The 24,107-nt window shown below is 69.2% G+C and carries 28 protein-coding genes; 8 read left to right on the top strand and 20 right to left on the bottom strand.

Features of this window, described 5'->3' with window-relative positions; all coding sequences use genetic code 11:
* Positions 1 to 134: 134 nt before the first annotated feature.
* From AC07N1_RS19360 to AC07N1_RS19350, 3 genes are all read right to left on the bottom strand, one after another.
* Complete coding sequence (locus AC07N1_RS19360; RefSeq protein ID WP_494673266.1) at positions 135 to 2,519, bottom strand: TonB-dependent receptor; 2,385 nt, start codon at positions 2,517 to 2,519, stop codon at positions 135 to 137.
* A gap of 179 nt (positions 2,520 to 2,698) precedes the next feature.
* Positions 2,699 to 3,478, bottom strand: a complete 780-nt coding sequence (cysQ, locus tag AC07N1_RS19355) for a 3'(2'),5'-bisphosphate nucleotidase CysQ (RefSeq protein WP_494673265.1) — start codon at positions 3,476 to 3,478, stop codon at positions 2,699 to 2,701.
* Positions 3,475 to 3,666: a DUF3553 domain-containing protein gene (locus tag AC07N1_RS19350; RefSeq protein WP_494673264.1), complete on the bottom strand. Its 192-nt coding sequence runs from the start codon at positions 3,664 to 3,666 to the stop codon at positions 3,475 to 3,477. Before AC07N1_RS19350 ends, cysQ begins: the two co-directional genes overlap by 4 nt.
* A gap of 126 nt (positions 3,667 to 3,792) precedes the next feature.
* On the opposite strand from AC07N1_RS19350, the gene chpT reads away from it, so the two are divergent.
* From chpT to AC07N1_RS19335, 3 genes are all read left to right on the top strand, one after another.
* A complete protein-coding gene (gene chpT, locus AC07N1_RS19345; protein WP_494673263.1) occupies positions 3,793 to 4,476 on the top strand; it encodes a histidine phosphotransferase ChpT in 684 nt (227 codons plus the stop codon).
* Positions 4,477 to 4,554: 78 nt separating this feature from the next.
* Complete coding sequence (locus AC07N1_RS19340) at positions 4,555 to 4,932, top strand: response regulator (protein ID WP_494673262.1); 378 nt, start codon at positions 4,555 to 4,557, stop codon at positions 4,930 to 4,932.
* Complete coding sequence (locus AC07N1_RS19335; protein ID WP_494673261.1) at positions 4,929 to 5,759, top strand: CheR family methyltransferase; 831 nt, start codon at positions 4,929 to 4,931, stop codon at positions 5,757 to 5,759. The genes AC07N1_RS19340 and AC07N1_RS19335 overlap by 4 nt, the downstream gene beginning before the upstream one ends.
* Here the strand turns inward: AC07N1_RS19335 and AC07N1_RS19330 are convergent.
* The 5 genes from AC07N1_RS19330 to nepR all read right to left on the bottom strand — a co-directional run bounded on the left by AC07N1_RS19330 (position 5,756) and on the right by nepR (position 9,791).
* Positions 5,756 to 6,871, bottom strand: a complete 1,116-nt coding sequence (locus tag AC07N1_RS19330) for a hypothetical protein (RefSeq protein WP_494673260.1) — start codon at positions 6,869 to 6,871, stop codon at positions 5,756 to 5,758. The two genes, AC07N1_RS19335 and AC07N1_RS19330, sit on opposite strands and share 4 nt — an antisense overlap.
* A 209-nt stretch (positions 6,872 to 7,080) precedes the next feature.
* Complete coding sequence (locus tag AC07N1_RS19325; protein ID WP_494673259.1) at positions 7,081 to 7,218, bottom strand: entericidin A/B family lipoprotein; 138 nt, start codon at positions 7,216 to 7,218, stop codon at positions 7,081 to 7,083.
* Positions 7,219 to 7,288: 70 nt separating this feature from the next.
* Positions 7,289 to 9,001: a sensor histidine kinase PhyK gene (gene phyK / locus AC07N1_RS19320; RefSeq protein WP_494673258.1), complete on the bottom strand. Its 1,713-nt coding sequence runs from the start codon at positions 8,999 to 9,001 to the stop codon at positions 7,289 to 7,291.
* Positions 8,998 to 9,603 (bottom strand): sigma-70 family RNA polymerase sigma factor, encoded by a 606-nt coding sequence (locus AC07N1_RS19315; protein WP_110118973.1) that lies wholly within the window; start codon positions 9,601 to 9,603, stop codon positions 8,998 to 9,000. The genes phyK and AC07N1_RS19315 overlap by 4 nt, the downstream gene beginning before the upstream one ends.
* A 2-nt stretch (positions 9,604 to 9,605) precedes the next feature.
* On the bottom strand, positions 9,606 to 9,791 hold the full coding sequence (gene nepR / locus AC07N1_RS19310; protein ID WP_494673277.1) for an anti-sigma T factor NepR: 186 nt from the start codon (positions 9,789 to 9,791) through the stop codon (positions 9,606 to 9,608).
* A gap of 231 nt (positions 9,792 to 10,022) precedes the next feature.
* Here nepR and phyR point away from each other — a divergent pair, with 231 nt between their 5' ends.
* Positions 10,023 to 10,814 (top strand): anti-anti sigma factor/receiver protein PhyR, encoded by a 792-nt coding sequence (phyR, locus tag AC07N1_RS19305; protein ID WP_494673257.1) that lies wholly within the window; start codon positions 10,023 to 10,025, stop codon positions 10,812 to 10,814.
* Positions 10,815 to 10,893: 79 nt separating this feature from the next.
* Here the strand turns inward: phyR and AC07N1_RS19300 are convergent, their stop codons facing one another.
* From AC07N1_RS19300 to AC07N1_RS19285, 4 genes are all read right to left on the bottom strand, one after another.
* On the bottom strand, positions 10,894 to 11,166 hold the full coding sequence (locus tag AC07N1_RS19300; RefSeq protein ID WP_494602228.1) for a hypothetical protein: 273 nt from the start codon (positions 11,164 to 11,166) through the stop codon (positions 10,894 to 10,896).
* A 16-nt stretch (positions 11,167 to 11,182) separates the two neighbouring features.
* Positions 11,183 to 11,389, bottom strand: a complete 207-nt coding sequence (locus tag AC07N1_RS19295) for a hypothetical protein (protein WP_494673256.1) — start codon at positions 11,387 to 11,389, stop codon at positions 11,183 to 11,185.
* Between the two features lie 314 nt (positions 11,390 to 11,703).
* Positions 11,704 to 12,120, bottom strand: a complete 417-nt coding sequence (locus AC07N1_RS19290; protein ID WP_494673255.1) for an OmpA family protein — start codon at positions 12,118 to 12,120, stop codon at positions 11,704 to 11,706.
* A 144-nt stretch (positions 12,121 to 12,264) separates the two neighbouring features.
* Positions 12,265 to 12,606 carry a YMGG-like glycine zipper-containing protein gene (locus AC07N1_RS19285; protein WP_494673254.1) on the bottom strand — a complete coding sequence of 114 codons (342 nt, stop codon included), beginning with the start codon at positions 12,604 to 12,606 and terminating at the stop codon, positions 12,265 to 12,267.
* Between the two features lie 181 nt (positions 12,607 to 12,787).
* Between AC07N1_RS19285 and AC07N1_RS19280 the strand changes: the two genes are divergently transcribed.
* Both AC07N1_RS19280 and AC07N1_RS19275 read left to right on the top strand, forming a co-directional pair.
* Positions 12,788 to 13,645, top strand: coding sequence for a diacylglycerol/lipid kinase family protein (locus AC07N1_RS19280; RefSeq protein WP_494673253.1), 858 nt, complete (start codon positions 12,788 to 12,790; stop codon positions 13,643 to 13,645).
* On the top strand, positions 13,642 to 14,475 hold the full coding sequence (locus AC07N1_RS19275; protein ID WP_494673252.1) for a metallophosphoesterase family protein: 834 nt from the start codon (positions 13,642 to 13,644) through the stop codon (positions 14,473 to 14,475). Before AC07N1_RS19280 ends, AC07N1_RS19275 begins: the two co-directional genes overlap by 4 nt.
* Before the next feature lie 60 nt (positions 14,476 to 14,535).
* Here AC07N1_RS19275 and AC07N1_RS19270 read toward each other — a convergent pair whose 3' ends face one another.
* The 3 genes from AC07N1_RS19270 to AC07N1_RS19260 form a co-directional block, all read right to left on the bottom strand.
* A complete protein-coding gene (locus AC07N1_RS19270; RefSeq protein WP_494673251.1) occupies positions 14,536 to 15,147 on the bottom strand; it encodes a superoxide dismutase in 612 nt (203 codons plus the stop codon).
* 89 nt (positions 15,148 to 15,236) lie between these two features.
* On the bottom strand, positions 15,237 to 15,617 hold the full coding sequence (locus tag AC07N1_RS19265; protein ID WP_494673250.1) for a hypothetical protein: 381 nt from the start codon (positions 15,615 to 15,617) through the stop codon (positions 15,237 to 15,239).
* A 17-nt stretch (positions 15,618 to 15,634) separates the two neighbouring features.
* Positions 15,635 to 15,985: a hypothetical protein gene (locus tag AC07N1_RS19260; RefSeq protein ID WP_494673249.1), complete on the bottom strand. Its 351-nt coding sequence runs from the start codon at positions 15,983 to 15,985 to the stop codon at positions 15,635 to 15,637.
* A 242-nt stretch (positions 15,986 to 16,227) separates the two neighbouring features.
* On the opposite strand from AC07N1_RS19260, the gene AC07N1_RS19255 reads away from it, so the two are divergent.
* On the top strand, positions 16,228 to 18,063 hold the full coding sequence (locus AC07N1_RS19255; protein WP_494673248.1) for an HWE histidine kinase domain-containing protein: 1,836 nt from the start codon (positions 16,228 to 16,230) through the stop codon (positions 18,061 to 18,063).
* A gap of 123 nt (positions 18,064 to 18,186) precedes the next feature.
* On the opposite strand, the gene AC07N1_RS19250 is transcribed toward AC07N1_RS19255, so the two are convergent.
* Positions 18,187 to 19,041, bottom strand: a complete 855-nt coding sequence (locus tag AC07N1_RS19250; RefSeq protein ID WP_494673247.1) for an acyl-CoA thioesterase — start codon at positions 19,039 to 19,041, stop codon at positions 18,187 to 18,189.
* A 92-nt stretch (positions 19,042 to 19,133) separates the two neighbouring features.
* Between AC07N1_RS19250 and AC07N1_RS19245 the strand changes: the two genes are divergently transcribed.
* Positions 19,134 to 20,084, top strand: coding sequence for a histone deacetylase family protein (locus AC07N1_RS19245; RefSeq protein WP_494673246.1), 951 nt, complete (start codon positions 19,134 to 19,136; stop codon positions 20,082 to 20,084).
* A gap of 12 nt (positions 20,085 to 20,096) precedes the next feature.
* Here the strand turns inward: AC07N1_RS19245 and AC07N1_RS19240 are convergent, their stop codons facing one another.
* The 4 genes from AC07N1_RS19240 to AC07N1_RS19225 all read right to left on the bottom strand — a co-directional run bounded on the left by AC07N1_RS19240 (position 20,097) and on the right by AC07N1_RS19225 (position 24,093).
* Positions 20,097 to 22,538, bottom strand: coding sequence for a TonB-dependent receptor (locus AC07N1_RS19240; RefSeq protein ID WP_494673245.1), 2,442 nt, complete (start codon positions 22,536 to 22,538; stop codon positions 20,097 to 20,099).
* Positions 22,539 to 22,819: 281 nt separating this feature from the next.
* Positions 22,820 to 22,918 carry a hypothetical protein gene (locus tag AC07N1_RS19235; RefSeq protein ID WP_233245198.1) on the bottom strand — a complete coding sequence of 33 codons (99 nt, stop codon included), beginning with the start codon at positions 22,916 to 22,918 and terminating at the stop codon, positions 22,820 to 22,822.
* 249 nt (positions 22,919 to 23,167) lie between these two features.
* Positions 23,168 to 23,587 carry a PaaI family thioesterase gene (locus tag AC07N1_RS19230; RefSeq protein WP_494673244.1) on the bottom strand — a complete coding sequence of 140 codons (420 nt, stop codon included), beginning with the start codon at positions 23,585 to 23,587 and terminating at the stop codon, positions 23,168 to 23,170.
* A complete protein-coding gene (locus AC07N1_RS19225; RefSeq protein WP_494673243.1) occupies positions 23,584 to 24,093 on the bottom strand; it encodes a PaaI family thioesterase in 510 nt (169 codons plus the stop codon). Before AC07N1_RS19225 ends, AC07N1_RS19230 begins: the two co-directional genes overlap by 4 nt.
* Between the last annotated feature and the right edge of the window lie 14 nt (positions 24,094 to 24,107).

Here is a 24,107-nt window from a genome sequence, read left to right as displayed (position 1 = left end):
GGTAAACTTTAGGTTGGCGCCGGCTCGCGTCAGGCGAATATTTCCTGATCCTCGCTCCGCCCCTCAACGAAAAACCCCGCCCGGATCGCTCCGGGCGGGGTTCTTGCGCTTTTCGCCCGTGAAAGGCGGAAGGATCAGTAGCGGACGTTCAGGGTCACCAGGGCCTGGCGGGCCGGCGCCGGGTCGGCGTGGTGCACGCCGTTGGTGCGCAGGATGTAGCGCTCGTCGGTCAGGTTCTGGACGTTCAGCTGCAGGTCGATCTTGTCGTTGACCTTCCACGAGGCGAAGGCGTCGTAGCGGGTGTAGGACGGCGCGTAGACGCCGGTCGCGCCGCCGCCGGCGCCGCCCTGGTTGCCGCCGAAGCTCTTCGACACGTAGTAGGCGCCGCCGCCCACCGACAGCTGCGGGATCACGCGGTAGGTCGTGAACAGGCTGAAGCTGTTCTTCGGCGTATTGGCCAGCGGGTCGCCGGTGTTGACGTTGACCACGGCCGTGCCGTTGCTGACCGTGATGGCGCCGCGCACCAGCTCGCTGTCGGTGTAGGTGTAGCCGCCGAACACCTGCCAGGCCGGGGTCAGCTTGCCCGAGATGCCCAGTTCGAAGCCCTGGACCCGCACTTCGCCGGCCTGCTGGTAGACGCCGACGTCGACCTGGATCTGGGCGTTCTTGCGCTCGGTGCGGAAGATCGCGCCCGACAGGGCCAGCTGGTCGCCGAACAGGTTCCACTTGGCGCCCAGCTCGGCGCTGGTGCTGTCCTCGGGATCGAGCAGTTCGGTGGAGAGGTTGCCCGTGCCCGTGCCGCCGGCGGTGTTCTGGTCGCCGCCCGAGATGGTCGGGGGCGTCGAGGACGTGGCGTAGGAGGCGTAGATGCTGCTCGACGGGGTCGGCTTGTAGTTCAGGCCGACCTGGTAGTTGAAGAAGTCCCAGCTGGCCTTGGGCAGGTTGGTGTAGGTGACGCCGGTGACGACGCCGTTCGCGCTGGTGGCGGTGACGTTGTAGCCCTGGGTCTCGTACTTGTCGTAGCGGACGCCCAGGTTCAGCAGGATCTTGTCTGTCAGGTCGATGGTGTCGAAGGCGTAGAGGGCGCCGCTCTTGGTCACCGAGCGCGCGGCCGGGGCGCGGTTGATGACGCCCTGCCAGGAGTCCGACGGGTTGGGGGCGTAGAGACGGGTGCAGTCGCCGACGCCGGCGGTGGTGACGTTGTTGGTGAAGCCGGTCGGGCAGGCCGAGCCGCTCGTCGTGTAGATCACGTAGCTGGCGTTGCGGTTGATCTCGCGCGACAGCTCAAGGCCGACGTTGAAGCGGTTCTTGAACGAACCCAGGTTGAAATTGCCGCTCAGGTCGGTGGCCGAGGCCACGGTGGTGGTCGGGTTCCAGCGCGACTTGGTGCCGCGCTTCATCCACCATTCGCCGGCCACGAACTGGGCCGCGCCGCCGTCGCCGGGGTTGGTGACGATGTAGTCGTTGAGGGTCTTGCCGACGCGGACGGCCTGGCGGACCGTCAGGTTGTCGTTGATCTCGTGCTTGACGATGAAGGTGCCGATGTCGGCCTTGGTCTTCAGGAAGTCGCGGTCGAGGCCGTAATAGGCGTCGCGCGAGACGTCGAGGATGCCGTTGGCCGGACGGGTGCGGCTGTCGGTGCCGGTCACGCCCCAGGTGCGCTTGCTGGCCAACGGGATGCCGTAGTCCGGGTCCTGGTCGGTGTCGAGGTGGTAGTAGCTGAGGGTCACCTGGGTGTCGGTGTCGATGCCGAAGGCGATCGACGGCGCGATGCCCCAGCGCTTGAACTCGATGCTGTTGCGGCCCGGCTGGTCGCCCTGGGTGGCCATCAGGTTCAGGCGGAAGGCGGCGTTCTCGGCGAAGCTGTAGTTGGCGTCGGCCGTGCCGCGGTAATAGTTGTCCGTGCCGATGGCGGCCGAGCCGTTCACGAAGTTGCGGTTCTTGGGCGACTTGGTCGACAGGTTGATGCTGCCGCCGCCCGAGCCGCGGCCGCTGTAGACCGAGTCAGGACCCTTGATGACCTCGACCTGCTCGAGGTTGAAGACTTCGCGGGTCTGGCCGCCGGTGTCGCGGATGCCGTCGACGAAGATGTTGTTGCCCGAGGCCTGGCCGCGGATGAACGGACGGTCGGCCAGCGGCTGGCCGCCTTCGCCGGCGCCGAAGGTGATGCCCGGCGAGGTGCGCAGGATGTCCTGCAGCGAGGTCGAGGCGGTCTGCTCGATGATCTGGCTGGAGATCACCGTGATCGAGCGCGGGGTGTCGACCAGCGGCGCGGTGTACTTGCCCGACTGCATGTCGGTGGCCTTGCGGGCGTCGACGGCGATGCCGGACACTTCCTGCACGTCGGCGGCGCTGGGGGCGGGGGCCGAAGCCGGGGCGGCGGCGACCGGCGCGGCGTCGGCGGCGAAGGCGGCGGGCGCCATGGCGAGGCCGGCGACACCGGCGACGGCGGCGGCGCCCAGGGCCCGGCGGGCGTGGCTGCGGACGCCGGCGGCGGCGGGCGAGGAAGGCTTTTGCATCTTGTCGTGAGACCCCAGCTCGGGTCGCGGAGGGAAGGATTCCGCGGCCCCTGTCCTGAAATTGCGAGGCGTTATTAGTTACGCAGTTGCTGGGGTGCAATAATAATCAGTCGCAGGATGAGCCACGGTTCCCGATACACTCGGTAACCGTGGCCATAATGCAACGTATCGCCTGCGTATCAGGCGCCGCGGGCCACGAACCAGCCGTTGCGGAAGCCCTGGTCGGCCTTGCCATAGAGGAAGGGCTCGCCTTCCGGGGTGGTGAAGCGGCCGCCGGCGGCGACGATCAGGGCGTGGCCGGCCGCGGTGTCCCACTCCATGGTCGGCCCGTGGCGCGGATAGATGTCGGCCGCGCCCTCGGCGATGCGGGCCAGCTTGATCGACGAGTCCATCGGCGCGCGTAGGGAAAAGCCGTACTGGTCGGCCAGGGCCGTGGCCTTGTCTTCCTTCATGGTGTGGCTGACCAGGGCCAGGGCCTCGCCCTGCGGCCAGGCGCGGACTCGCACCGGCGTCTCGGCGGCGCCCGGACCCTCGCGCTTGATCACGCCGCCGGCGGCCGTGAACCACACCTCGCCGGTGGCCGGGGCGCAGACCGCGCCGGCGACGGGAACGCCCTCGTCGATCAGGCCGATATTGACGGTGAAGTTGGGGTCGCCGCGCACGAAGGCCTTGGTGCCGTCCACCGGATCGACCAGGAAGAAGCGCGGGCCGATCTCGTCGGGCGTGCCGTATTCGCAGGCGTGCTCCTCGGAGATGGCAGGGATGTCGGGGAACTGCTGGGCCAGCAGGGCCAGGATCACTTTCTCGCCGGCGCGGTCGGCCTCGGTCACCGGGCTCTCGTCGGCCTTGCGCACGACGTCGAGCTCGGTCCGCCAGAACGGCAGGATCACCTCGGCGGCGGCCTCGACGATGCGGGCCAGGTCGCGACCGATGTCAGCCGGAAGGGGGGCGGAGCTCATGCTTGTCCTCGGGGGTCGTCGCCGACGAAGTCCAGGGTCACGACGCGGGCGTCGATCGTCTGCTTGCCGGCCTCTTCGAAATTCACGGTGACGCGATGGCCGGTCACGGACTGCACCTGGCCCAGGCCCCAGTCGGGCCGTCCGGGATGGCGCACCAGGACGCCGGGTTCGAGAAAGGGATCCATCACACGCACCTGATAGAGGCTGGCGACGCAAAGCGGGAGCGGTTTTAGACGCCCAAACGCCCTAAAAGTCGTCGCCGCGATCCGGCGGTCCCGTTTGCCAAAGTCCCAAATCACGCCAAAGATCGCGCCATGACCGACACCGAAGCCACCGCCTCGCCCGCGCCCGCCGCCACGCTTGACGTCAACGGCCCGGATTTCGCCGCCCTGGTGGCCGCGCGCCTTTGTCATGACTTCATCAGCCCGGCCAGCGCCATCGTCTCGGGCCTGGACCTGCTGGAGGATCCCAGCGCCCAAGACATGCGCGACGACGCCATGAGCCTGATCACCAGCTCGGCCCGCAAGCTGGCCGACCTGCTGCAGTTCACCCGCGTGGCCTTCGGCGCCTCGGCTTCTGCAGAGAGCTTCGACTCCCGCGAGCTGGAAAAGCTGTCCCAGCTGGGCGTCTTCGCCCACGTGCGTCCCAACCTGACCTGGGACATTGCGCCGCAGTCGCTGAACAAGGCCGCCTCGCGCGCCCTGCTCAACATCGCCCAGATCGCCGCCAGCGCCCTGCCTGCCGGCGGCCAGGCCACCCTGCGCGCCGTGGTCGCCGACGGCCGCACCGCGATCACCGCCGACGCCGTCGGCCCCCGCGCCCGCCTGCGCCCCGAGGTGCTGGCCGGCCTGAAGGGCGAAGCGCTGGGCGAGGGCCTGGGCGGTCCGTGGGTGCAGGCGGCCTATCTCTATGCGGTGGTCCGCGCCGCCGGCGGCCAGATCGGCGTCGAGATCGCCGAGGAGCGGGTCAGCATCGCCGCCTGGACGCCCGCCGACTGACGGGTCGACTGAACCGCACGTTTTTCGGCGCCGTCACCGCTCTTTAACCCGGATCGGCCAATCCTGCTCCTCTAGGATTTGGAGCGTGCCGTGAAGACCTGCCTCGTCGTCGACGACAGCCGGGTGATCCGCAAGGTCGCCCGCCGTGCGTTGGAAGACATCGGCTTCGACATCGCCGAAGCCGCCGACGGCATGGAGGCGTTGGCCTGGTGTCGCGCGGCCATGCCCGACGCTGTCCTGCTCGACTGGAACATGCCGGTGATGAACGGCCTGGAATTCCTGCAGCGCCTGCGCCAGGAGCCGGGCGGCGACGCGCCGGTGGTGGTGTTCTGCACCGTCGAGAACCGGGTCGAGAACATCCGCCTGGCCCTCGATCACGGCGCCGACGAATACATCATGAAACCCTTCGACGGCGAGATCATCGCCGCCAAGTTCGCCGAGGCGGGCCTGATATGACCCCCGAGGACATGGACCTGCTGGCGGCCCTGGGCCGCACCCGCGCCGGCCTGAAGGTCGAGATCGACAAGCACTACGTGGTCGAAAGCCGTCTGGCCCCGCTGGCCCGGCGCGAGGGCTATCCCTCGATCGAGGCCCTGGTGGCGGCCCTGCGCGCCAAGCGCGAGGAGCGGCTGATCTGGGCGGTGGTCGAGTCCCTGACCGTCAACGACACCGCCTTCTTCCGCGACCGCGCCACCTTCGCCTTCCTGCGCGACACGGCGCTGCCGGAGCTGTCGCGCCGCCGCAAGGACGGCTCGGTGCGGATCTGGAGCGCGGCCTGCTCGACCGGCCAGGAGATCTATTCCCTGGCCATCGCCGCCGACGAGGCCCGCAACCTGGAACAGGGCGTGCGCTTCGAGTTCTTCGCCTCGGACCTGTCCGAGCGTTGCCTGGAGAAGGCCCAGAGCGGTCTCTACACCCAGTTCGAGGTGCAGCGCGGCCTGCCGATCCGGCTGCTGATCAAGCATTTCGAGAACCAGGACGAGACCTGGGCGATCTCGCCCCGCATCCGCCAGGCCGTGCGCTGGCGGCGCATCAACCTGATGTCGGACCTGTCGGGCATGGGCGCCTTCGATCTGGTCATGCTGCGCAACGTGCTGCCGGGCCTGGACCCGTCGGTGCGCGTGCGCGTCGTCGACAGCCTGGCCGCCCGCCTCACCGACGACGGCCTGCTGGTGCTGGGCGAAGGCGAGGACCTGGCCGGGGTCAGCGACGCGCTGCATCCGGTGGCCGGCCGCCCCGGCGTCTTCGCCCGCGACCCGGCCTTCCGCGCGGCGGCGGCCTAGCTTCGGCTCAGGCTCTGCGCCGGACGGGCCACGGCCGCGACGATGACGTCCCGACGGCCGCGCAGCCATGATCCCAGGATCCGCCAGGACGACGGCGCCGGCTCGGGCGCATCGACCATGGCGCGCGCCAGCTTGCCGAACAGCAGGGCCGTGGCCCCCGGCGCGGCCAGGGCGCCGCGGGTGTCCAGCCGTTCGACCACCCGTCGCGACATCTGCCGATAGGACACGGCCGGCGCGGTCTCGCGCGGCTCGGGCATGCGGCAGTCGGAGAAGTCGGGCGACAGCCCGCAGCCGATCCGGATCGCGCGGGTGATGGCGGCGGTGTAGTCGGGATCGCGGCCCAGGCGGTCGACGTCGATGACCAGGTCGGCTTCCGGCAGGGCCTTCAGGTAGGACAGGATGTAGACGGCCAGGAAGGCGGCGAACGACACCTTGGCCGGCGCCCGCTTGAGCCGTCGGCGCACCGCCGCCAGCCGCCCCGCGAAGCCGTGGCCGCGGGATTCGGGCACGCGCAGGTCGCCGCGCAGGCTCTCGGCCTCGGCGAACTCAGACATCAGTACGTACTGGCAGATCTCGAAATAGGTCGGCCGGGGGCGCTTGCGCAGCGAGTAGAACGACAGCCACTGCTGCAGCGGGTCGCGGATCAGCACGATGTGGAAGCCGCCGAAGCGACGGCGCAGCCAGTCGATCTTGCCCAGGGTTCGGCAGCAGGCCAGAACGGCCATCTCGTCCTGGGCCCGGGCGTGATCGACCAGGCCGGCGACATAGGCCTGCTGTTCGGGATCGTCCTGCTCGGCGGCCAGGCGATAGCCGTCCAGGGCGAAGCGTTCGCGATAGCCGGCCACGCCGCCTTCGGGGGCGATCAGGCCCGCGAACTCCGCGAGATAGGGGCGGTCGCCGCCCGGGTGGCGCAGGCGGGTGTGCTCGGGAGTCTCGCGGGCGATGATCTCGTGGGTCATCGTCTGCAGGTGCTCGTGCCAGGGCTCGTAATAGGCGCGCACGCCGGGCAGGGCGCGAAACCGGCTCCAGATGTAGGTGCTGGAGCAACGCCATCCGCTGTGCACGAACACGGGAGCAAGAGCAGGATCGAGGGGGGCGACCGGAACCGTCATGCCCGCCAGCGTCGCTTGCGGACGTCGCCCGGTTATCTCGCGGCGGACAGAAAGCTGCGCCGTTTCGTTTCAAGGTTGCAAAGTTTGATGCGCGGGCGAGCGCGGCGCCCGCTTTCGAACGTCGTTTGCGTAACGCGGCGATCCGAAATGGAAAGGGACCCGCCTCAGGGTTGAAGCGGGTCCCTCTCTTACGGTCCGGAGGGCCGTGATCAGTTCTTGGCGTCGCGGGCGGTGTCGGTGACGGCCTTGCCGGCCGAGGTGACGTCCTTGCCGGCGCCTTCGACGGTGTTGCAGGCGGCGACGGTCAGGCTGGCCGCCAGGGCGGCGAAAATGATGAGCTTGCGCATGGGGAGGTTCTCCGCTGTTCGCCCTCGTGGGCGGATGATGGATCGCCCAGAGCAAACGTGGCCGCGCGGCCTAGGTTCCGGCCTGATGCTGGGGCGGCGGCAGGGCCTGGGGCGTGGGGAACACAAGCCGCACAAGGAGTCCGCCCATCGGGCTGACGTCGAACTTCACCGTGCCCCGCAGCTGGCGGGCGAAGGCGGTCATCAGGGTGCGGCCCACCCCCTCGCCGGGGCCGGACGGGGCGCCGGGGCCGTCGTCGCCGATGGCCAGCTCGGCCTCTTCGCCGCGCACGAAGAAGTCCACCGTCAGCGCGCCGCCGCGTTCGGCCAGGGCGTGCTTCTGGGCGTTGGTGATGGCCTCGACCGCGAACAGGGCCAGCGGCGCCAGGCGATCGGGGTCGATGACCAGCGGGTCGGCGTGGACCTCGGTGCGCACCGCGCCGGGACCGTTGATGTCGCCGGCCAGCAGCAGGGCGGTCAGCTCCTCCAGGAACGGCCGCAGGTCGACCCGCTTGAGGTCCGGCCCCTGGTAAAGGGCGCGATAGATCTGGGCCAGGGCGGTGATCCGCTGGCGCGTGTCGTTCATCGCCGTGCGCGCCGCCGGGTCGGTGAGGGCGCGCTGCTGCATGTTGAGCAGCGAGGTGATGATCTGCAGGTTGTTCTTCACGCGGTGGTGGATCTCGCGCATCAGCGAGTCCTTCTCCGCCAGGCTGTCGCGCAGCGAGGCGTCGCGCTGGACGATGCCGACGGCCATGTCGTCCAGGGTCTTGGCCAGCTCGCGGATCTCGGGCGGGGCGCGCTCGGAGGCCTGCACCGGGCGCACGGTGAAGCGGCCCTTGGCGTAGATCGCCGCCACCCGGCGCAGATAAACGATCCAGCGGATAACCTCGCGCTCGGTCGCCCAAAGAACCGCCAGCAGCCCCAGGGCGAAGCCCAGGATCGGCAGCAGCATCCGCGAGATCGGACTGAGCGAGGCCCACGACATGATGCCCGGGGCCGGCGCCGACAGGACCACGAACACGTCGTCGCCGACCAGCGAGGCGGCCGAGAACAGGCGGCGGCGGCCTTCGACGTCCTTGCCCGACCATAGGACCGTATCCCGTCCCGCCTGCTCCCGCAGATGGTCGTGGGCCGGCCCGAAGGCCTTCAGGTCGGTCGCCGAGAAGACGACGCCGCGAGCATCGGCGAGACCCACCTCGGCGCCTTCCGGCAGCGAGCGGGTCGCGGTCTGGGGCTTGAGACTGGAGAGGGTCAGGACCGCCGCCATCGCGCCGTTGAACACGCCGTTCGCATCCTCGGCCCGCACGGCGGTCAGCACCGCCGGCTCGCCGGCGTAGACGGCGCCGGGCGTCGGGGCCACGGTCAGGGGCGCTCCGGCCGACAGGTCGAGGAACCAGGGCCGCTTGGCCCGCTCCGGGTCGCGCGGCGTGGTTCCGGCCGCGCAGGACACGCGACCATAGGCGTCGAACCGGATGAGGTTGGCGTAGCCGGGCAGGCGCGACTTCACCGCGTCGAGACGCCGGGCGCACTCCAGACCCACCGAGCCGGGGCCCAGGGTCTGGAGCAGCACGCCGGCCGCCTCGATACGCGCGCGGGCGGTGCCGGCGCTATGGCTGGCGGCGATTTCCAGGCTCTGCCGGCGCGCGTCGTCCTCGGCCCGGAAGGCCAGATACGACTGGAACGCGCCGATCAGGAGCACCGGCAGGAGGGCCAGGGCCAGGGCTAGGCCCAGACGGACCCGGATGGTGCCGACGACCTCCGCCGCGCGGCCGTACACGCGCTTCACCGCTGGGTGCTCAAACGCTCCGCATCGGCCAGGATGGCGTGCATCGCGTCGCCGGCGGCCGCGCCGTCACGCTCATAGCCGCCCGACTCGAGGATGGCCTGCAGGGCTCGACGAGCCCGGCTGACCCGGCTCTTCACCGTGCCGACCGCGCATCCGCAGATGTCGGCCGCTTCCTCGTAGGCGAAACCGCCGGCCCCGACCAGGATCAGGGCTTCGCGCTGTTCAGGCGGCAGCATGGCCAGGCTCATGCGCAGCTCGTCCAGCGCCACCGGCGCTTCCGGATCGTCGACCGCCACCAGGGTCCGCTCGGCGGCTTCCTGGTCGAGCTGGCTCTGACGCCAGGAGCGACGCTTCTCCGAATAGAACTGGTTGCGCAGGATCATGAAGGTCCAGGCCTTCATGTTCGTGCCCAGCTGGAAGCTGGCCCGGGCGTCCCAGGCTTTCATCATGGCGTCCTGCGCCAGGTCGTCCGCGGCCGTCGGGTCACCGGTGAGGGTGCGCGCGAAGGCCCGCAGGTGCGGGATGAGGGTGACGAGCTCTTTCTTGAAGGTCTCGTCACGGACCGGATCGATGGGCGACCGGCCGACTTGCGCTTCGCTCATGCTCAACGCTCTCCCGAAGGCTTGTCAGCCTTGCGCAGAATGTCGAGGAATTCGTCCGGGATGGGCTCGTTGACCACCTCGTCGAACATCTGGCGAAGCTTGACGCCGATGGCCTGCTGACGAAGCCGCGCCTCGTCGAGCGAGGCGGATCCCTTGCGTTGATCTTCCATGGGTACGTGTTCGATCATGTCCTCGACGCCGGTTGTGCGCAGCGTCCGCCCCCTGCGGCCGAATTTATAAATGCTGGAGGTCAACGCCAGATTCCGCATCGGGTTCCATAAGCTTGAGCGTAGAGTGCCAAAAATCGAGTTGCTACGGAACCGTCGTCACGCAGGGCACGTTATGCTCCCGACTGAACGGCATAGCTTTGCCGTGACGGACGAGCTTTTTTGTTTCGAAGACACTCTACGGGAGGGGTCATGAGTCTTCTTGCCCGACTGGCGCCGCACCTGCCCTACGTTCGCCGTTACGCCCGCGCGCTGACCGGGGATCAGACCACCGGTGATCATTATGTCCGCGTTGCGCTGGAGGCCCTGGCCGCCGGCGAACGCTCGCTGGACGCGGCCCTGTCGCCGCGCGTGGCGCTCTATCGCGTCTTCCACGCCATCTGGCTGTCCTCGGGCGCCCAGCTGGAAGCGCGGCGCGACGATATCTCCGACGACGCCTCGCAGCGCCTGCTGCGCATCGCCCCGCGGTCGCGCCAGGCGTTCCTGCTGACGGCCCTGGAAGGCTTCACGCCCACCGAGGCCGCCCAGATCCTCGATTGCGACTTCGGCGAGGTCGAGCGGCTGATCGCCGACGCCCAGTCGGAAATCGACGCCGAACTGGCCACCGAGGTGCTGATCATCGAGGACGAGCCGGTCATCGCCGCCGACATCGAGGCGCTGGTGCGTGAGCTGGGCCACGACGTGGTCGACATCGCCGCCACCCGCGGCGAAGCCGTCGACGCGGTCGCCCGCAAGACCCCGGGCCTCGTTTTGGCCGACATCCAGCTGGCCGACGGTTCGTCGGGCATCGACGCGGTGAAGGACATCCTGGCCCGTCTCGACGTGCCGGTGATCTTCATCACGGCCTTCCCCGAGCGCCTGCTGACCGGCGAGCGTCCGGAGCCGACCTTCCTGATCACCAAGCCGTTCCAGCCGGAAACCGTGAAGGCCGCCATCGGCCAGGCGCTGTTCTTCCATCCGCGCCGGACCCGTCAGGCTGCCTGACGAAGGCGAGGCTTGAAAAAGACGAAGGCCCCGGCGAGCGATCGCCGGGGCCTTTTTCCTGGGCGGAAGAAAAGAGCGCCTAGTGGGCGGGCGCGGTCTTCTCGCCCGGGGCCTGCTTGGGGGCGGTCTGCACGGTCGTGCCCTGGGCGGCTTCGGCCGGTGTGTCGGCGCCGGTGTTGTGCTGGACCGACGCCAGGTCGCCCGAGCGCATGCCCCAGGCCCCGAACAGGGCGATGGCCGCCAGCACGGTCGAGATCACCAGCACCCAGAAGATGTGCCGGCCCCAGCGGCCCTGGCGGGCGCGCGTGGCCTTCAAGGTAGGACTGTGTTCGGTATTGATGTCGGTCGCCATGAGGGACCTCCTGATTTCAATTCGCGGCGGTCCAGGCCGCGCCTTTCGAGGCGGCGTGGTCGGCGTCGAGCCGGGCTTCGGCGAAATGCTGGACGGTGCCGACCGCCAGCGCCATGCCCAGCACGGTCGCCAGAGCGAGCAGGCGTGAACTCCGGGCCTGTCTGCGTCGACGCTGGGTTTCGAAGACCAGTCCGCCATGCGCGGCTTGATAGGCGCGGATCATCACGTCGCTCCCCATTCGCCCACTTTTTCACGGGGTCGGAGAAACAACGTTCCGCGCACGGCCATGTTCCAGCCCGACGGAACGTCGCGGCGCCGGAATATCCGCTCGCCGAGGACGCGAAAAATATTTCGGATTCGCGGGAACGCCGTTTGGGGGAGGTCGTTTACTGTATGCGGAGGCGGCGACGCCCCCCCGACTTGAGGCTGGTGAAAGCCAGCCTGCTGCCTCCGCACCCCCTCTTTTTCTGTCGCGCCTCAGGCGGACCGGGCAAAACCGGCCCGCCTTTCTTCATGCGCGGCTGGCAGGTCCGAGGATCAGCGCTTGGGCGGCGCCTCGAGGTCGATGCGCACGTCGGCGCGGCGGCGTAGGGGGCGGGCCTCGCCGTCACGGGTGATCGCGCCGGCGTCGCCGGCCGCCGACACCTCGAACGACACCTGGCGGAAGCCGACCTTGGCCAGGGCCGCGGTCACCGCGCTGGCGCGACGCTGCGACAGGGCCAGGTTGGCGTCGGGCGCCCCGACGGCGTCGGCCAGGCCCACCACGTGGACGTTCTTGGCCGTGCAGCCCTTGGCCAGGTCAGCCGCGCCGCGCAGCAGCTGCCGCGCCTCGCGCGTGATCGCCGCGGAATCGCGGTCGAAATAGATCGACACCGCGAAGTCATCGCAGGCGGCCGGCAGGGCCTCGATCTGCGATCGCGACTTCGGCCAGGGCCCGGTCGCGCAACCCGTCATCGTTGCTCCGATCGCCGCAGCCGCGATCCAAACGCCAGCCTTGTTCATCCGTAGCCCCTCTATGTGAACCCCGCCGATCGCGAACATGCCAAAGGCGGCCGACGCGCGTCGACCGCCTTCGAAACCCTGTTGGACGACGCCGCCTCAGCGGGGGCTGCCGTCTTCCCAGAAATAACGACCGCTGCGCGAGTCGTAGTAGTAATACCGTCCGGCGCGCTCGTCATAGTACTGGCGACGATTGACGTTGGTGGCGCCGCAGCCGCCGTCTTCGCGACAGCCCTTCACGGCGCCGGCGGTGCCGCCGATGGCCGCGCCGATGGCCGCGCCCGTGCCTGCGTCGCCCGCGCCGACATTGTTGCCGATCACGGCGCCGGCGAGGGCGCCGAGGGCCGCGCCGCCGGCGGCGTTGCGTTCGGTGTTGCCGGTGGCGGTGCAGGCGGTAGCCAGCAGGCCGGCGGCGGCGACCGCGATCACTGTGGTCTTCATCTTGGCTCTCCGTTCGAGCATGTCCCGGTCAGTCAAACGGAGCACGGCCACGGGAAGTTCCGGCGGGTCGCGGCGGGCGCCCCGGAGAGACCCCCGGAGGGACGCCAGGAGGGAACCCCGGCCAAGCGCCGCCGTTAGCTCCGGACGGCGGCCGTCCCGGGCCGCGTCGAGGGGAGTCTTCATGCGCGTCGAACTGGTCGCCAACGTCGCCTCGGGATCTGTGGGCCGCGACGCGCCCGAACGCGCCAAGGCGATCCTGGCTGAGCACGGCGTCGAGGGGACGGTCTGCGCGCCGGCCTCGGGCGAGCTGGAGAGTTGCCTGACGCAGGCCCTGGCCCGCAAGCCCGACGTGCTGTTCGTGCTGGCCGGCGACGGCACCGCCCGGGCGGCGGCCGAGATGGCCGGCCCCGCCGGTCCGATGGTCGCGCCCCTGCCGGGCGGCACCATGAACATGCTGCCCCGCGCCCTCTATGGCGAGCGCGCCTGGCCCCAGGCCCTGGCCGCCTGCCTGACCCATGGCGAGGAGCGGATGATCTCCGGCGGCGAGGTGGCCGGCCGCCTGTTCTTCGTCGCCGCCATCCTGGGCAGCCCCGCCCTGTGGGCCGAGGCGCGCGAGGCCGCGCGGCAGGGCCGGGCCGACCTGGCGATCATGCGCGCCCAGCGGGCCCTGCGCCGGGCCTTTTCCAGCCGCCTGCGCTACGTGCTGGACGGGCGGCCCAAGGAGAAGGCCGAGGCCCTGACCCTGATGTGCCCCCTGGTCTCCAGCGGCATGGACGCCGACGAGCGGGCCCTGGAGGCCGCCGCCCTCGACCCGACCAACGCCCTCGACATCTTCAGGCTCGGCGTGAAGACGGTGACCGGCGACTGGCGCAACGACCAGGCGGTCAGCGTCCAGCGCTGCCGGATCGGCCGGGCCTGGGCCGGCGGGCGGATCCCGGCCATCCTCGACGGCGAGCCGGTGCGGCTGGACGACCACGTCTCGATCCGCTTCCGCCCCAAGGCCTTCCGCGCCCTGGCCCTGAAGGACGACGCCCCGTGACAGGGCCTAACTCGAGCGAACCCGTCTTCAAGATGGTCCAGGTCTCCGACATCCACTTCGGCGGCGAGCATCCGCAGGCGGTCGAGGCGGCGGTGGAGTGCATCCATGCGGCCAGGCCCGACCTGGTGATCGGGGCCGGCGACCTGACCAAGGACGGCGCCCAGGTCGAGTTCGACGCCGCCCGCGCCTGGTTCGAGCGCCTGCCCCGGCCGCAACTGCTGGCGCCGGGCAATCACGACAGCCCCTTCAAGGGACCTGTGGAGCTGTTCGAGCGGCTGTTCATGCCCTGGGGGCGCTACGAGGCGCGGTTCGGCGACGCCGACGGCCTGTCGTATCGCGACGAGCGGGCGGCGGTGTTCACGCTCAATTCGGCGCGCGGCGCCCAGATCCGCTGGAACTGGTCGAAGGGGGCGGTGTCGCGTTCGCAGACCAAGGCGGTGGCCCGTCGCCTTCAGGCCGAACCGGCCAGGCGGCTGAAGGTGGTGGTCTGCCACCACCCGCTGATCGAGATGATGGGCGGGCCGATGACCGCCAAGGTGCGCGGCGGCGAGGCGGCGGCCCTGGCCTTCGCCAACGCCGGGGCGGATCTCGTCTTAACCGGGCATATCCACGCCCCGTTCGTGCACGCCTACCCCTATGCCGGCGGCTGCACCCAGGCGGTGGGCTCGGGCACGCTGTCGGTGCGCGAGCGCGGCGTGCCGCCCAGCTTCAACATCATCGAGGCCGATGCGACGGAGATGCGCATCACCGCCATGGCCTTCGAGCGCACGGGCTTCGTGGTCTGGCGCACCTGGGCGGTGAACCGCCGGCCCAACTGCAAAGCCCCCTGAACGCAAGAAGGGCGGGACCTCGCGGTCCCGCCCTTCTGAAGGTCGGCCCTAAGTTGCGGCTTAGACCGGGTACTTCCAGGCTTCGCCATCGCCTTGGGCGGCGGCGTACTGGGCGTCGGCGAACGCCCAGTTGGGCAGGGCGTCGAACCAGGCTTCCAGGAAGCCCTTACGGTTGTTCTGGTGGTCGAGGTAGTAGGCGTGCTCCCACACGTCGCAGACCAGCAGCGGGGTCACGCCCGGCTTGGTCATGGCGCCGTCGGCGTCGTGGGTCGAGATCAGCGACAGCTTGTCGCCTTCGGCGACCAGCCAGGCCCAGCCCGAACCGAAGTGGCCGACGCCCTCGGCGACGAACTTTTCCTTCAGGCCGGCCAGGCCGCCGAAGGTTTCGTCGATGGCCTTGGCCAGGGCTTCGCCCGGACCGGCCGTATCAGCGCTCATGCAGTCCCAGAAGAACGCGTGGTTCCAGGCCTGGGCGGCGTTGTTGAACACCTTGCCCGGGCCGGCGTCGGCGATGACGGCTTCCAGCGAGCGGGTGTCGCCTTCCGGCAGCAGGGTGTTGAGCACGTTCACGTAGGCGGCGTGGTGCTTGTCGTGGTGGAAGTGCAGGGTCTCCGCCGAGATGGTCGGCTGGAGCGCCTCGTAGGCGTAGGGCAGGTCGGGCAGCTTGAACATGGTTGCTCCATGGCGAAACGCCCCCGGGAAATGGGCCGGGGGCGGTTGAAAGCTAGACGTTGGCGCCGAAAAAACTCGGCGCCAGAAAATCAACGTCTGGGCGGTGGTTGTCTCGAAGCCATGAAGGCCTGGGCGACGGCCGCCGTGAAGGTCGGGTTCCTGAGCGCGAAGACGCCGGCGGCCAGGGCCGCGCCGATCGACAGGATCGGGCGATCCTTGACGATGTCGACGATGCGTTCAGCGAAGCCGTTGACCTCGGGCGTCGGGGTGTGGCGGACGCGCTTGGCCTCGGCCCGGTTGGCGGCGATCAGGCCGGCCACGGCGACGATGACAGCCGTCACCGCGGCGACCACGGCAGCCGCGCCGGCGGGCGTCAGGAACGGGGCCAGCACGGCGAAAAGCGCGAAGGCGGCGGCGAACACGCTCACGGCAGCGGCCGCGGCGATCGCCGCGGCCGCTGCCAGCGTCATCAGGGTCTTTTCGAAGATCACTTGTTGTGGCTGCGGCCGCCCGCGAGCAGGAGGCCCAGGAGAACGCCGACGCCGAGACCGGCCAGGGTGGCGGTGATCGGACGTTCGCGCACGCGCTCGGAGACGTACTTCTGGGCGTCTTCCAGCTGGGCGCCGGCGGTGTCGGTATAGGTGCGGCTCTGGGCGCGCAGGGTGTCGAAGCCTTCGAGAAGGTTCTTTTCCAGGCGCTTGGCGGCGTCGGCGAAGCTGGCCTTCGCGGCCGAGGCAGCCTCGGCGAAGCTGCGTTCGGCGTGCTCGGCGGCCACGCCGGCGGCGCTCGCCGCCTTGTCGGCTTCTTTGAGAGCAGGATTCAAGGCGTTCGCGGGCATGATCTCGTCTCCGGTTCGCGGCAGGCTGTACGGGAATGCAGCGTCAAGCTGCGCCCCGTCAACGCGGAGCCCATGCGGCCAGTTCCCATCTTAGCGTCACCGCGAAAGCTTCACCACAGAAGATCGCGTGCGAACGCCCCAATCCGGGGTGATCGCCGCTCGCGCGTGGCGGGAAGCCGGTCTATGTTCGAATCATGGCGGACGCGGATGCAGAACGAGCATCGGATCAGGAGGCCCGTAGATTGCGGGCGGCGACGGCTCTGGCCGAGGCGTGGAAAGACGCCGACGACCCGCGTCTCTCGCGCCTGACCCGGCTGGCGGCGCGCCTGTTCGAAGCGCCGCGCGCGACCCTGCTGCTGATCGAGGTCGATCACATCCGCCTGGCCGGACGGGTCGGCCACGCCGACCCGACGATTTCCCGCGAGACGCCGCTGGCCGACATCGTGCTGCGCTGCAGCCGCTCGTCGCAGCACGCGAACGTCGCCGATGCGGGCTTCCTGGCCTGCGCGCCGCTGCGCGATCCCCGCGGCTTCGTCGTGGGGGTGCTGGCGGTCGAGGACGACGCGCCGCGCGGCGAGGCCTCGCCGGACCTGCTCGAAGCCCTGTCGGAGCTGGCCGACCTGGCGGTCGAGGAGCTGATCCGCGGCGCCGACCAGGCGCGGGCCGAGGCCGAGCGCCTGCTCGACGGCGAACGCCTGGCCCTGGCCCTGACGGCCGCGCGCCTGGGCGAATTCGAGTGGCACATCAAGACCGACCGCGTGCGCATCAGCGAGCGCATGGCGCGGATCAGCGGCATTCCCGCGGGCGAAATGCCCGCCGAGGAGGGCAAGGCCATCTGGCCCTACGTCCACCCCGACGACCGCGAGGTCACCCGCGACGACCTGCGGGCCCAGCTGCACGAGAGCGGCCGCTACGAGGTGGAGTATCGCCGGGCCGCCAGTCCCGACGGCCGCGAAAGCTGGAGCCGCGGTTGCGGGGTCATGGTGCTGGACGGCGAGGGCCAGCCTGATCTGCTGATCGGCGTGGTGCAGGACATCACCGACCAGCGCGAGGCCGACGAGCGGCGCGACAACCTGGTGGCCGAGCTCGACCACCGCATCAAGAACCTGCTGGCGGTGGTGCAGTCGGTCGCCGCCCAGTCGGCGCGCAAGAGCTCGTCTCTGGACGCCTTCCTCAAGACCTTCGCCGGGCGGCTGAAGTCGATGAGTTCGGCCCACGACCTGATCAGCGCCGCCCGCTGGCGCGGCGCCACCTTGGGTCGCATCGCCGCCGCCGAGCTGGGCGGCCTGGCCCCCAACCAGACCCGCTGGGACGGGCCTGAACTGTTCCTGACGCCGCGTGCGGCGGCCGCCCTGTCGCTGGCCCTGCACGAACTGGCGGTCAACGCGGTCAAGTACGGCTCGCTGTCGACCGAGAGCGGCCGGGTCGAGATCGTCTGGCGTCGCTCGCCTGAGGGCGGCTTCAGCCTGGAATGGCTGGAGACCGGCGGCCCGCCGACTAGTCCGCCCACGACGCGCGGCTTCGGCGCCACCCTGGTCGAGGACGTGGTCGGCCGCGAGCTGGGCGGCGAGGCCAAGATCGACTACCGCCGCAGCGGCGTGTCGGCGATGATCCACGCCGCCCCCGCCGCCCTGGCCGACGGCCCCGAGCCCGAGCCGGCCGAGGTCGAGCCCGAGCGCATCGTCGAGACCATCGGCGGCGGCGACGAGAATTTCCGCGCCGGCGCCATCGCGGGCCTCAAGGTGCTGATCGTCGAGGACTCGCTGCTGCTGGCCATGGAGCTGGAGGCGGGGCTGGAGGACAGCGGCGTCGAGGTGGTGGGCTGCGCGGCCGAACTGGGCGAGGCCCTGGCGATGCTGGAGCAGGAGTTCGACGCTGCCGTGCTCGACGCCGACCTCAACGGCCAGTCGGTGGCTCCGGTGGCCGAGGTGCTGCGCAAGGAAGGCCGGCCGTTCGTGTTCGCCACGGGCTATGCCGACAAGGCCGCCCCGATGGGCTTCGACGCCCCGATCGTCCGCAAGCCCTACAATGTCCACCAGATCGCCCGGGCGCTGGCCTCGGTGACGGGGCGGGGGTAGCTCGCCTTCGGCGACCCCCTCAGTCGCTCCGCGACAGCTCCCCCAGAGGGGGAGCATCTGGGCGCGATCCTCCCCCTCTGGGGGAGGTGGCCCGGAGGGCCGGAGGGGGTAGGCGCCTGGCGCCTACTTCCGGATCCGCATCAGGCATTCCTGCGCCACCGACGCCACCAGCCGGCCGTCGCGGCTGAACATCTGGCCGCGCACCAGGCCGCGGCCCTGCGAGGCGCTGGGGCTGTCCTGGGCGAACAGGGTCCAGTCGTTGAAGTCGAAGGGGTGGTGGAACCACATGGCGTGGTCGAGGCTGGCGGCCTGCAGGCCCGGCGTCGTCCAGACCAGGCCGTGCGGGCGCAGGGCGCTTTCCATGAAGGCCATGTCGGACGCATAGGCCAGAGCGGCCTGCTGCATGCGGATGTCCTCGCCCAGCGGGGCGACGGCGCGCATCCAGACCTGCTTTTCGCCGGACTTCTTCTCGGGCTTCACCGGGTTCTGCGGATCGATCCAGCGCAGGTCCACCGGGCGCGGGCGCTCCATGAAGGCCAGCATCTTGGGATGGATCTGGTCGCCCAGGCTGCGCAGATATTCGGCCTCGGTGGGCAGGGTCTCGGGCGCGGGGACGTCGGGGGCCTCGAACTGGTGCTCCAGCCCGACTTCCGGCGTCTGGAACGAGGCGGCCAGGTTGAAGATCTGCTCGCCGTGCTGGATGGCGGCCACCCGGCGGGTGGTGAAGGTGCCGCCGTCGCGGGCCCGCTCGACCTCGTAGAGGACGGGGGCGTTCACGTCGCCCGGACGGATGAAATAGGCGTGCAGCGAGTGGCAGACCCGGTCGGGCACGGTCTTGTAGGCCGCCGTCAGGGCCTGGGCGATGACCAGGCCGCCGAAGATGCGCGGAAAGCCGTCATTGGGGCTGATGCCGCGGAACAGGTTCACCTCGATGGCTTCGAGGCTGAGGATTTCGGCGAGGTTCTCGGGCGTCTGCATGGTGCGCTGCGATAAGCTTCAAGGATCGATAGGGCAAGGCTGCCCATAGCGTCAGCCTTGCGCCGCATGGTCGCGGCGCCCATGCTTTGCGCATGCCGCCAATCGTCCATCACCCCGCCTTCCGGGCCGAAATGCCGCCCGGGCACCGCTTCCCGATGGACAAGTTCTCGAAGCTGGCCAGCCTGCTGGAGGCCGAGGGCCTGCCGGGGCCGGAGGGTTTCCACAAGCCGGAGTTCGCGCCGCTGGAGGTCCTGCGGCTGGCGCATACGGACGACTATGTGCGGGGCGTGGTCGAGCTTTCCCTGCCGCCCGACATCGTGCGCCGCATCGGCATGCCCAACAGCGACAGCGTGGCGACCCGGGCCCGCGCCGCCACCGGCGGCACCATCCTGGCCGCGCGCCTGGCGCTGGAGCATGGGATCGCCTGCAACACCGCCGGCGGCAGCCATCACGCCGAGGCGGCTTCCGGCGCGGGGTTCTGCGTGTTCAACGACGTGGCGGTGGCCGCGCGGCTGCTGCAGGCCGAGGGGCGGGTGAGCCAGGTGCTGGTCGTCGACCTGGACGTCCACCAGGGCGACGGCACGGCGCGGATCTTCGAGGGCGATCCCAGCGTCTTCACCTTCTCGATGCATGCCGAGAAGAACTTCCCACATCGCAAGGCGGCGAGCGATCTCGACGTCGAACTGGCCGACGGTACCGATGACGCCGCCTATCTGGCCCGGCTGGATGCGATCCTGCCCGACCTGCTGGCCCGGGTCGCGCCTGATCTCGTCTTCTTCAACGCCGGCGTCGATCCGCATGCGGACGACAAGCTGGGGCGGCTGGCCCTGACCAACGCCGGCATCGCCGCCCGCGAGGCCCGGGTGCTGGGCGCCTGCCTGTCGCGCGAGATCCCGGTCGTCGGCGTGATCGGCGGCGGCTACGACCCCGATCTCGACCGCCTGGCCGACCGTCACGCCATCCTGCACCGCACGGCCGCGGCCCTTGCTTCAAAAGAAAAGGGGCGACCCGTCGCCGAGCCGCCCCTTCCTTACGCGTACTGACGTTGGACGGTCCTAGAAGGCCGTCTTGAGGCTGAGCACCGCCGCGCGCGGGGCGCCCTCATAGGCGTAGGTGCGCGCATAGCCGAGCTGGCCCGGGGTGGCGCTGGTCTGGGTGCCCGACAGGTTGCCGTAGTAGAACTTGTCGAACAGGTTGGTGACGTTCAGCTGGATGTACGAGCTCTTCCAGCCGTCGCCGCCCAGGTCGTACCGGACGTCGGCGTCCCACACCGTGTAGTGGGGCAGCTTCTGGTCGTTGACGTCGGTCATGTAGCGCTCGCCGACGAACTTGCCCTGCACGCCGATCTGGAACTTGCCGATGTCGTAGGTCAGGCGGCCCGAGAAGGTCCACTCCGGCGTTTCGACCAGCTGCTTGCCGGCGGTCTTGGCGTAGCCGGTGGTGGTGACGCTGTTGACCGTGACGGCCGTGTACAGGTTGTCCTGCAGCTTGGCGTCGGTATAGGCGGCCGAGACGTAGCCGGTCAGGTGTTCGTCGATCTGCCATTGCGCCTGGGCGTCGATGCCCTTGATCACCACCGCGCCGACGTTGCGGTCGATGTAGGTGCTGGTGTCGGTTGGGTCGACGGTGCTGACGATGCGGTTCTCGATGCGCGTGTGGTAGGTGCTGATCGAGCCCATCACGTCGGCGACGCGGAAGCGGTAGCCCACTTCGTAGGTCTTGCCGGTTTCCGGTTCGGCGTCGCCCAGCGAGCCGTCGGCCGCCAGGGTGTAGAGGTTGTCGACCTTCGGCGCCGACAGCTGCTCAGAATAGCTGCCGTAGACGGTGCTGTTGTCGGTCACGCGGTACGACAGGCCGAGGTTCGGCAGGACCGCGTCGTAGGTGCGGTCGGCGCTGAACGGCGTGAAGTAGGTGGTCGACGAGCTGCCGAACTTGACCGCCGCGGCGACGGCGCCGTCGGCCTTGGCCGCGGTGCTCGAGGGCGTCTGCGAGGTGCAGTAGTAGGTGCTCGAACCGGCGCGCGAGTAGCAGTACTGATGCAGCTCGCGATCCAGGGTCGGCAGGCGCACGCCGATGTTGGCGATCAGCCGCTCGTCCAGGAATTCGCCGCGATACTCGACGCTGAACTGGTTGAAGGTGGCGACCGAGGCGCGGTTGCGCTTCTGGGCCACTTCGCCGGCCGCGTTGAGGATGGCCGAACCGTAGCCGTCCTTGCCGCTGAACACGTCCGTGGGCGAGCCGTCGCTGTTGAGGATGCTGTACTCGCCGGTCTGGCGGGTGTGAGCCTCATCCCAGGCATAGGCGAAGCGCACCCGGTGATGGTCGTTGATGTCCCAGATCAGCGAGGTGTTCAGGCCGTAGCGGCGGGTGTTGGTGTTGCTGGGCGAATAGACCAGGACCGTGTCGCTGGTGTCGCCGTCGCCGTTGAGGTCGACGCCGGTCGTGCCGGCGGCGTTCAGCAGCTGCATCGACTTTTCCGACAGGCTGGTCGTGCCGCCGCCGTTGGCCAGGGTGTAGTTGAACGACGGATCGACGGTCAGCTTCAGGTTCGGTAGGAGGGTGAACCGCGACTGGCCGCGGATGGTGCCCGTGTTCGACGGGTTGATCCGCACGCCGTAGTAGTTCGAGCCGGCCGTGGTCGTGTAGTCGTAGTCCTTGCCGTAGGTCGCGACATCGCCGGCCACCGACGCGTCGGCGTTGGTCAGATAGGGCGCGTAGTAGCTGCTGTTGCGGTTTTCATTGTAGTTGAAGTTCAGCGCGACGAAGTCGCCCGGCTTGACCAGGTCCTGCTCGATGCGGGCGTTGACCTGCTTCTTCTCGAGGTCGCCCGGACCCTTGAACTTGTCGTACTTCTGGTAGCTGGCGGAGATCCAGGCGCGGGTGTCCAGCGGGCCGAACTCGCCGGTCTGCAGCAGGCCGAACACGCGACGGTAGTTGTCGGTGCCGACGCCGGCCTTGGCGACCACGCCGAAGTCCTTGGTGGCCTTCAGGGTCGTGTAGTTGATGACGCCGGCGGTCGCCGAGGCGGTGACGGAGTCGGCGTCGGTCGAGCCGGTGTTGACGTTGGCCTGCTGGATCAGCTCGGCGTCGACCTGCTGGTTCGAATAGATGGCGTAGTTGCCGCCGTCGTTCAGCGGCACGCCGTCGACCAGGAAGCCGATGTGGGCGCCGTCCTGGCCGTGCAGGCGGATGCTGCCGCCCGACGAGCCGTACGGGTCGCTGTTCGAGAACACGACGCCCGGAATGAGGTTCAGCGACTGCAGGACGGTCTGGCCGTCGGCCTGACGGGCCAGGAACTCGTTGGTGATCGTGTACTTGGCCTTCGGCGCGGTCTCGGCGACCATCGTGCCGTCGATGGTCTTCGGACCGGTGGCGGCGGTGACGACGACGGCGTCGAGTTCGGTGGTCGCCGTGGATTGGGCGTAGGCGCCGGCGGCCGAGAGCAGACCGCCGAACAGCGCCGTGGTGGCCAGGCAGGCCAGCTTGGTTCTGTTCATCTCTAAGATTATCCCCTTGTCCGCAACAACTTCGGCGATGTGCGAAGTAAAACCGTGCGGAGGCAGGATTTTTAGAGACCGTAATTCAATGTTTGATGACGATAATAGAGCGATTATAGGGTCGAAAATCGACGATATCGCTGCAACGGTGTTGCAAAGGCAACGTTCTGATATCTATAGAAACAAGTAAGTTTCGAATTCTTTCAGATGAATACTAATTCGGCGCGATCGGTTGCGCCATGCTCCGCCGGGATCGGCCGGCGGAGCTACGCGGCGATCACTTAGAAGCTCGGCGACAGCGAACCGGCGACGATGACGAGCGGCAGGACGGCGAGCACCAGGCTGGCCAGCGAAGCGAAGGCGTTGTTCGAGAAGGTCATTGTTCTGATCCCTGAGTTTTTGTTTCCCGGCGCGACGTCCGCGTCCGGTGAAAAGGGGTATAGGTCGGGCGAGGGATGAACACCCGTTACCTTTGCGTCATGACGCCATTTTAAGAAACTATCTCGCGCGTAATATGCATTACATGGGATTAATGTTGGTGTTATTTCGCCATTTCCTGGGAGATTATTTCTCTTCCGGGCTTCGCCGCGGCGGCGCCGGCTTGCGCCAGCCGCCGCGACGAGGGTCGATCAGTCCTCGGCCCCGGTGAGCAGGAAATGGCCGCGCAGGGCCGCGATCGGGGCGGCGCGCTGCTCCTGCCAGGCCTCGACATGGACGTTGGCGATCCGCCGGCCGACCTTCTTGATCTGGGCGCGGGCGTAGGTGGTCAGCGGACGGCCCGAGCGCAGGTATTCGATGGAAACGTCAATGGTGCGCGGCTGGCGCTTCAGGGTCTCGGCGATGGAGAGCTGGGCCAGGGCGGTCATCTCCATGAACGCCCCCAGCACCCCGCCGTGGATGGCCGGCAGCATGGGGTTGCCGACGATCTCGGGCGAGAACGGCAGGATGGCGGTCATCTCGTCGCCGGCCAGTTCGGCGGTCATGCCGATGAAGCGGGCGTAGGGAATGGCGCCGAGCACGGCGACCAGGCGGTCTTGAGCTTCGCTCATTGGCCGGTCTCCCCGGATTCAGGTTTGCTGGAGCCGGGCGGCTTGAGATTGGCGCCCGCTTTGCGGCCGGCGCTGGAGTCGAGCATGAAGGCGGCCTGGGCGGCGGCGATCGGATCCTCCGGATCGGTCTCGTAGGCGACGGCCCGCACGAAGGCGACCGAGCGGGTCAGCTTGTAGCAGTGGGCGCGGGCCAGGATGTCCTTCCCCGGCTCTGCCGGCCGCATGTAGTCGATGCGCAGGTCCAGGGTGGCGATCGAGGTCCAGGTGCTCATGGCCGCGTGCACCGCCTGGCCGCTGGCGTGGTCGAGCAGGGTGGTGACCACCCCGCCGGCGATCACCCCCGTCTCGGGATCGCCGACCAGTTCTGTGCGGTAGGGGACCTTCAGCACCGCGACGCCGTCGCCGATGTCGAGGGTGGTGAAGCCCAGGGCCTTGGCCTGGGGACTGCCTTCGTTCATCGCCTTGGCGATGAGGCGGTGCTGCTCGTTCAGATCCGTCTCGCTCATGCCGCTCTCTGGTC

This window comes from Caulobacter sp. GW821-FHT09B11, from assembly GCF_059418205.1.
The sequence above is the reverse complement of the archived record's forward strand: the minus strand, read 5'-3'. Positions and strand labels throughout refer to the sequence as shown.

Excerpts from the sequence above, each read along its gene's own strand:
- AC07N1_RS19360 (WP_494673266.1), bottom strand. The coding sequence starts at position 2,519 with ATGCAAAAGCCTTCCTCGCCCGCCGCCGCCGGCGTCCGCAGCCACGCC.
- cysQ (WP_494673265.1), bottom strand. The coding sequence starts at position 3,478 with ATGAGCTCCGCCCCCCTTCCGGCTGACATCGGTCGCGACCTGGCCCGC.
- chpT (WP_494673263.1), top strand. The coding sequence starts at position 3,793 with ATGACCGACACCGAAGCCACCGCCTCGCCCGCGCCCGCCGCCACGCTT.
- AC07N1_RS19335 (WP_494673261.1), top strand. The coding sequence starts at position 4,929 with ATGACCCCCGAGGACATGGACCTGCTGGCGGCCCTGGGCCGCACCCGC.
- AC07N1_RS19330 (WP_494673260.1), bottom strand. The coding sequence starts at position 6,871 with ATGACGGTTCCGGTCGCCCCCCTCGATCCTGCTCTTGCTCCCGTGTTC.
- AC07N1_RS19325 (WP_494673259.1), bottom strand. The coding sequence starts at position 7,218 with ATGCGCAAGCTCATCATTTTCGCCGCCCTGGCGGCCAGCCTGACCGTC.
- AC07N1_RS19315 (WP_110118973.1), bottom strand. The coding sequence starts at position 9,603 with ATGAGCGAAGCGCAAGTCGGCCGGTCGCCCATCGATCCGGTCCGTGAC.
- nepR (WP_494673277.1), bottom strand. The coding sequence starts at position 9,791 with ATGATCGAACACGTACCCATGGAAGATCAACGCAAGGGATCCGCCTCG.
- phyR (WP_494673257.1), top strand. The coding sequence starts at position 10,023 with ATGAGTCTTCTTGCCCGACTGGCGCCGCACCTGCCCTACGTTCGCCGT.
- AC07N1_RS19300 (WP_494602228.1), bottom strand. The coding sequence starts at position 11,166 with ATGGCGACCGACATCAATACCGAACACAGTCCTACCTTGAAGGCCACG.
- AC07N1_RS19295 (WP_494673256.1), bottom strand. The coding sequence starts at position 11,389 with ATGATCCGCGCCTATCAAGCCGCGCATGGCGGACTGGTCTTCGAAACC.
- AC07N1_RS19290 (WP_494673255.1), bottom strand. The coding sequence starts at position 12,120 with ATGACGGGTTGCGCGACCGGGCCCTGGCCGAAGTCGCGATCGCAGATC.
- AC07N1_RS19285 (WP_494673254.1), bottom strand. The coding sequence starts at position 12,606 with ATGAAGACCACAGTGATCGCGGTCGCCGCCGCCGGCCTGCTGGCTACC.
- AC07N1_RS19280 (WP_494673253.1), top strand. The coding sequence starts at position 12,788 with ATGCGCGTCGAACTGGTCGCCAACGTCGCCTCGGGATCTGTGGGCCGC.
- AC07N1_RS19270 (WP_494673251.1), bottom strand. The coding sequence starts at position 15,147 with ATGTTCAAGCTGCCCGACCTGCCCTACGCCTACGAGGCGCTCCAGCCG.
- AC07N1_RS19265 (WP_494673250.1), bottom strand. The coding sequence starts at position 15,617 with ATGACGCTGGCAGCGGCCGCGGCGATCGCCGCGGCCGCTGCCGTGAGC.
- AC07N1_RS19260 (WP_494673249.1), bottom strand. The coding sequence starts at position 15,985 with ATGCCCGCGAACGCCTTGAATCCTGCTCTCAAAGAAGCCGACAAGGCG.
- AC07N1_RS19250 (WP_494673247.1), bottom strand. The coding sequence starts at position 19,041 with ATGCAGACGCCCGAGAACCTCGCCGAAATCCTCAGCCTCGAAGCCATC.
- AC07N1_RS19245 (WP_494673246.1), top strand. The coding sequence starts at position 19,134 with ATGCCGCCAATCGTCCATCACCCCGCCTTCCGGGCCGAAATGCCGCCC.
- AC07N1_RS19240 (WP_494673245.1), bottom strand. The coding sequence starts at position 22,538 with ATGAACAGAACCAAGCTGGCCTGCCTGGCCACCACGGCGCTGTTCGGC.
- AC07N1_RS19235 (WP_233245198.1), bottom strand. The coding sequence starts at position 22,918 with ATGACCTTCTCGAACAACGCCTTCGCTTCGCTGGCCAGCCTGGTGCTC.
- AC07N1_RS19230 (WP_494673244.1), bottom strand. The coding sequence starts at position 23,587 with ATGAGCGAAGCTCAAGACCGCCTGGTCGCCGTGCTCGGCGCCATTCCC.
- AC07N1_RS19225 (WP_494673243.1), bottom strand. The coding sequence starts at position 24,093 with ATGAGCGAGACGGATCTGAACGAGCAGCACCGCCTCATCGCCAAGGCG.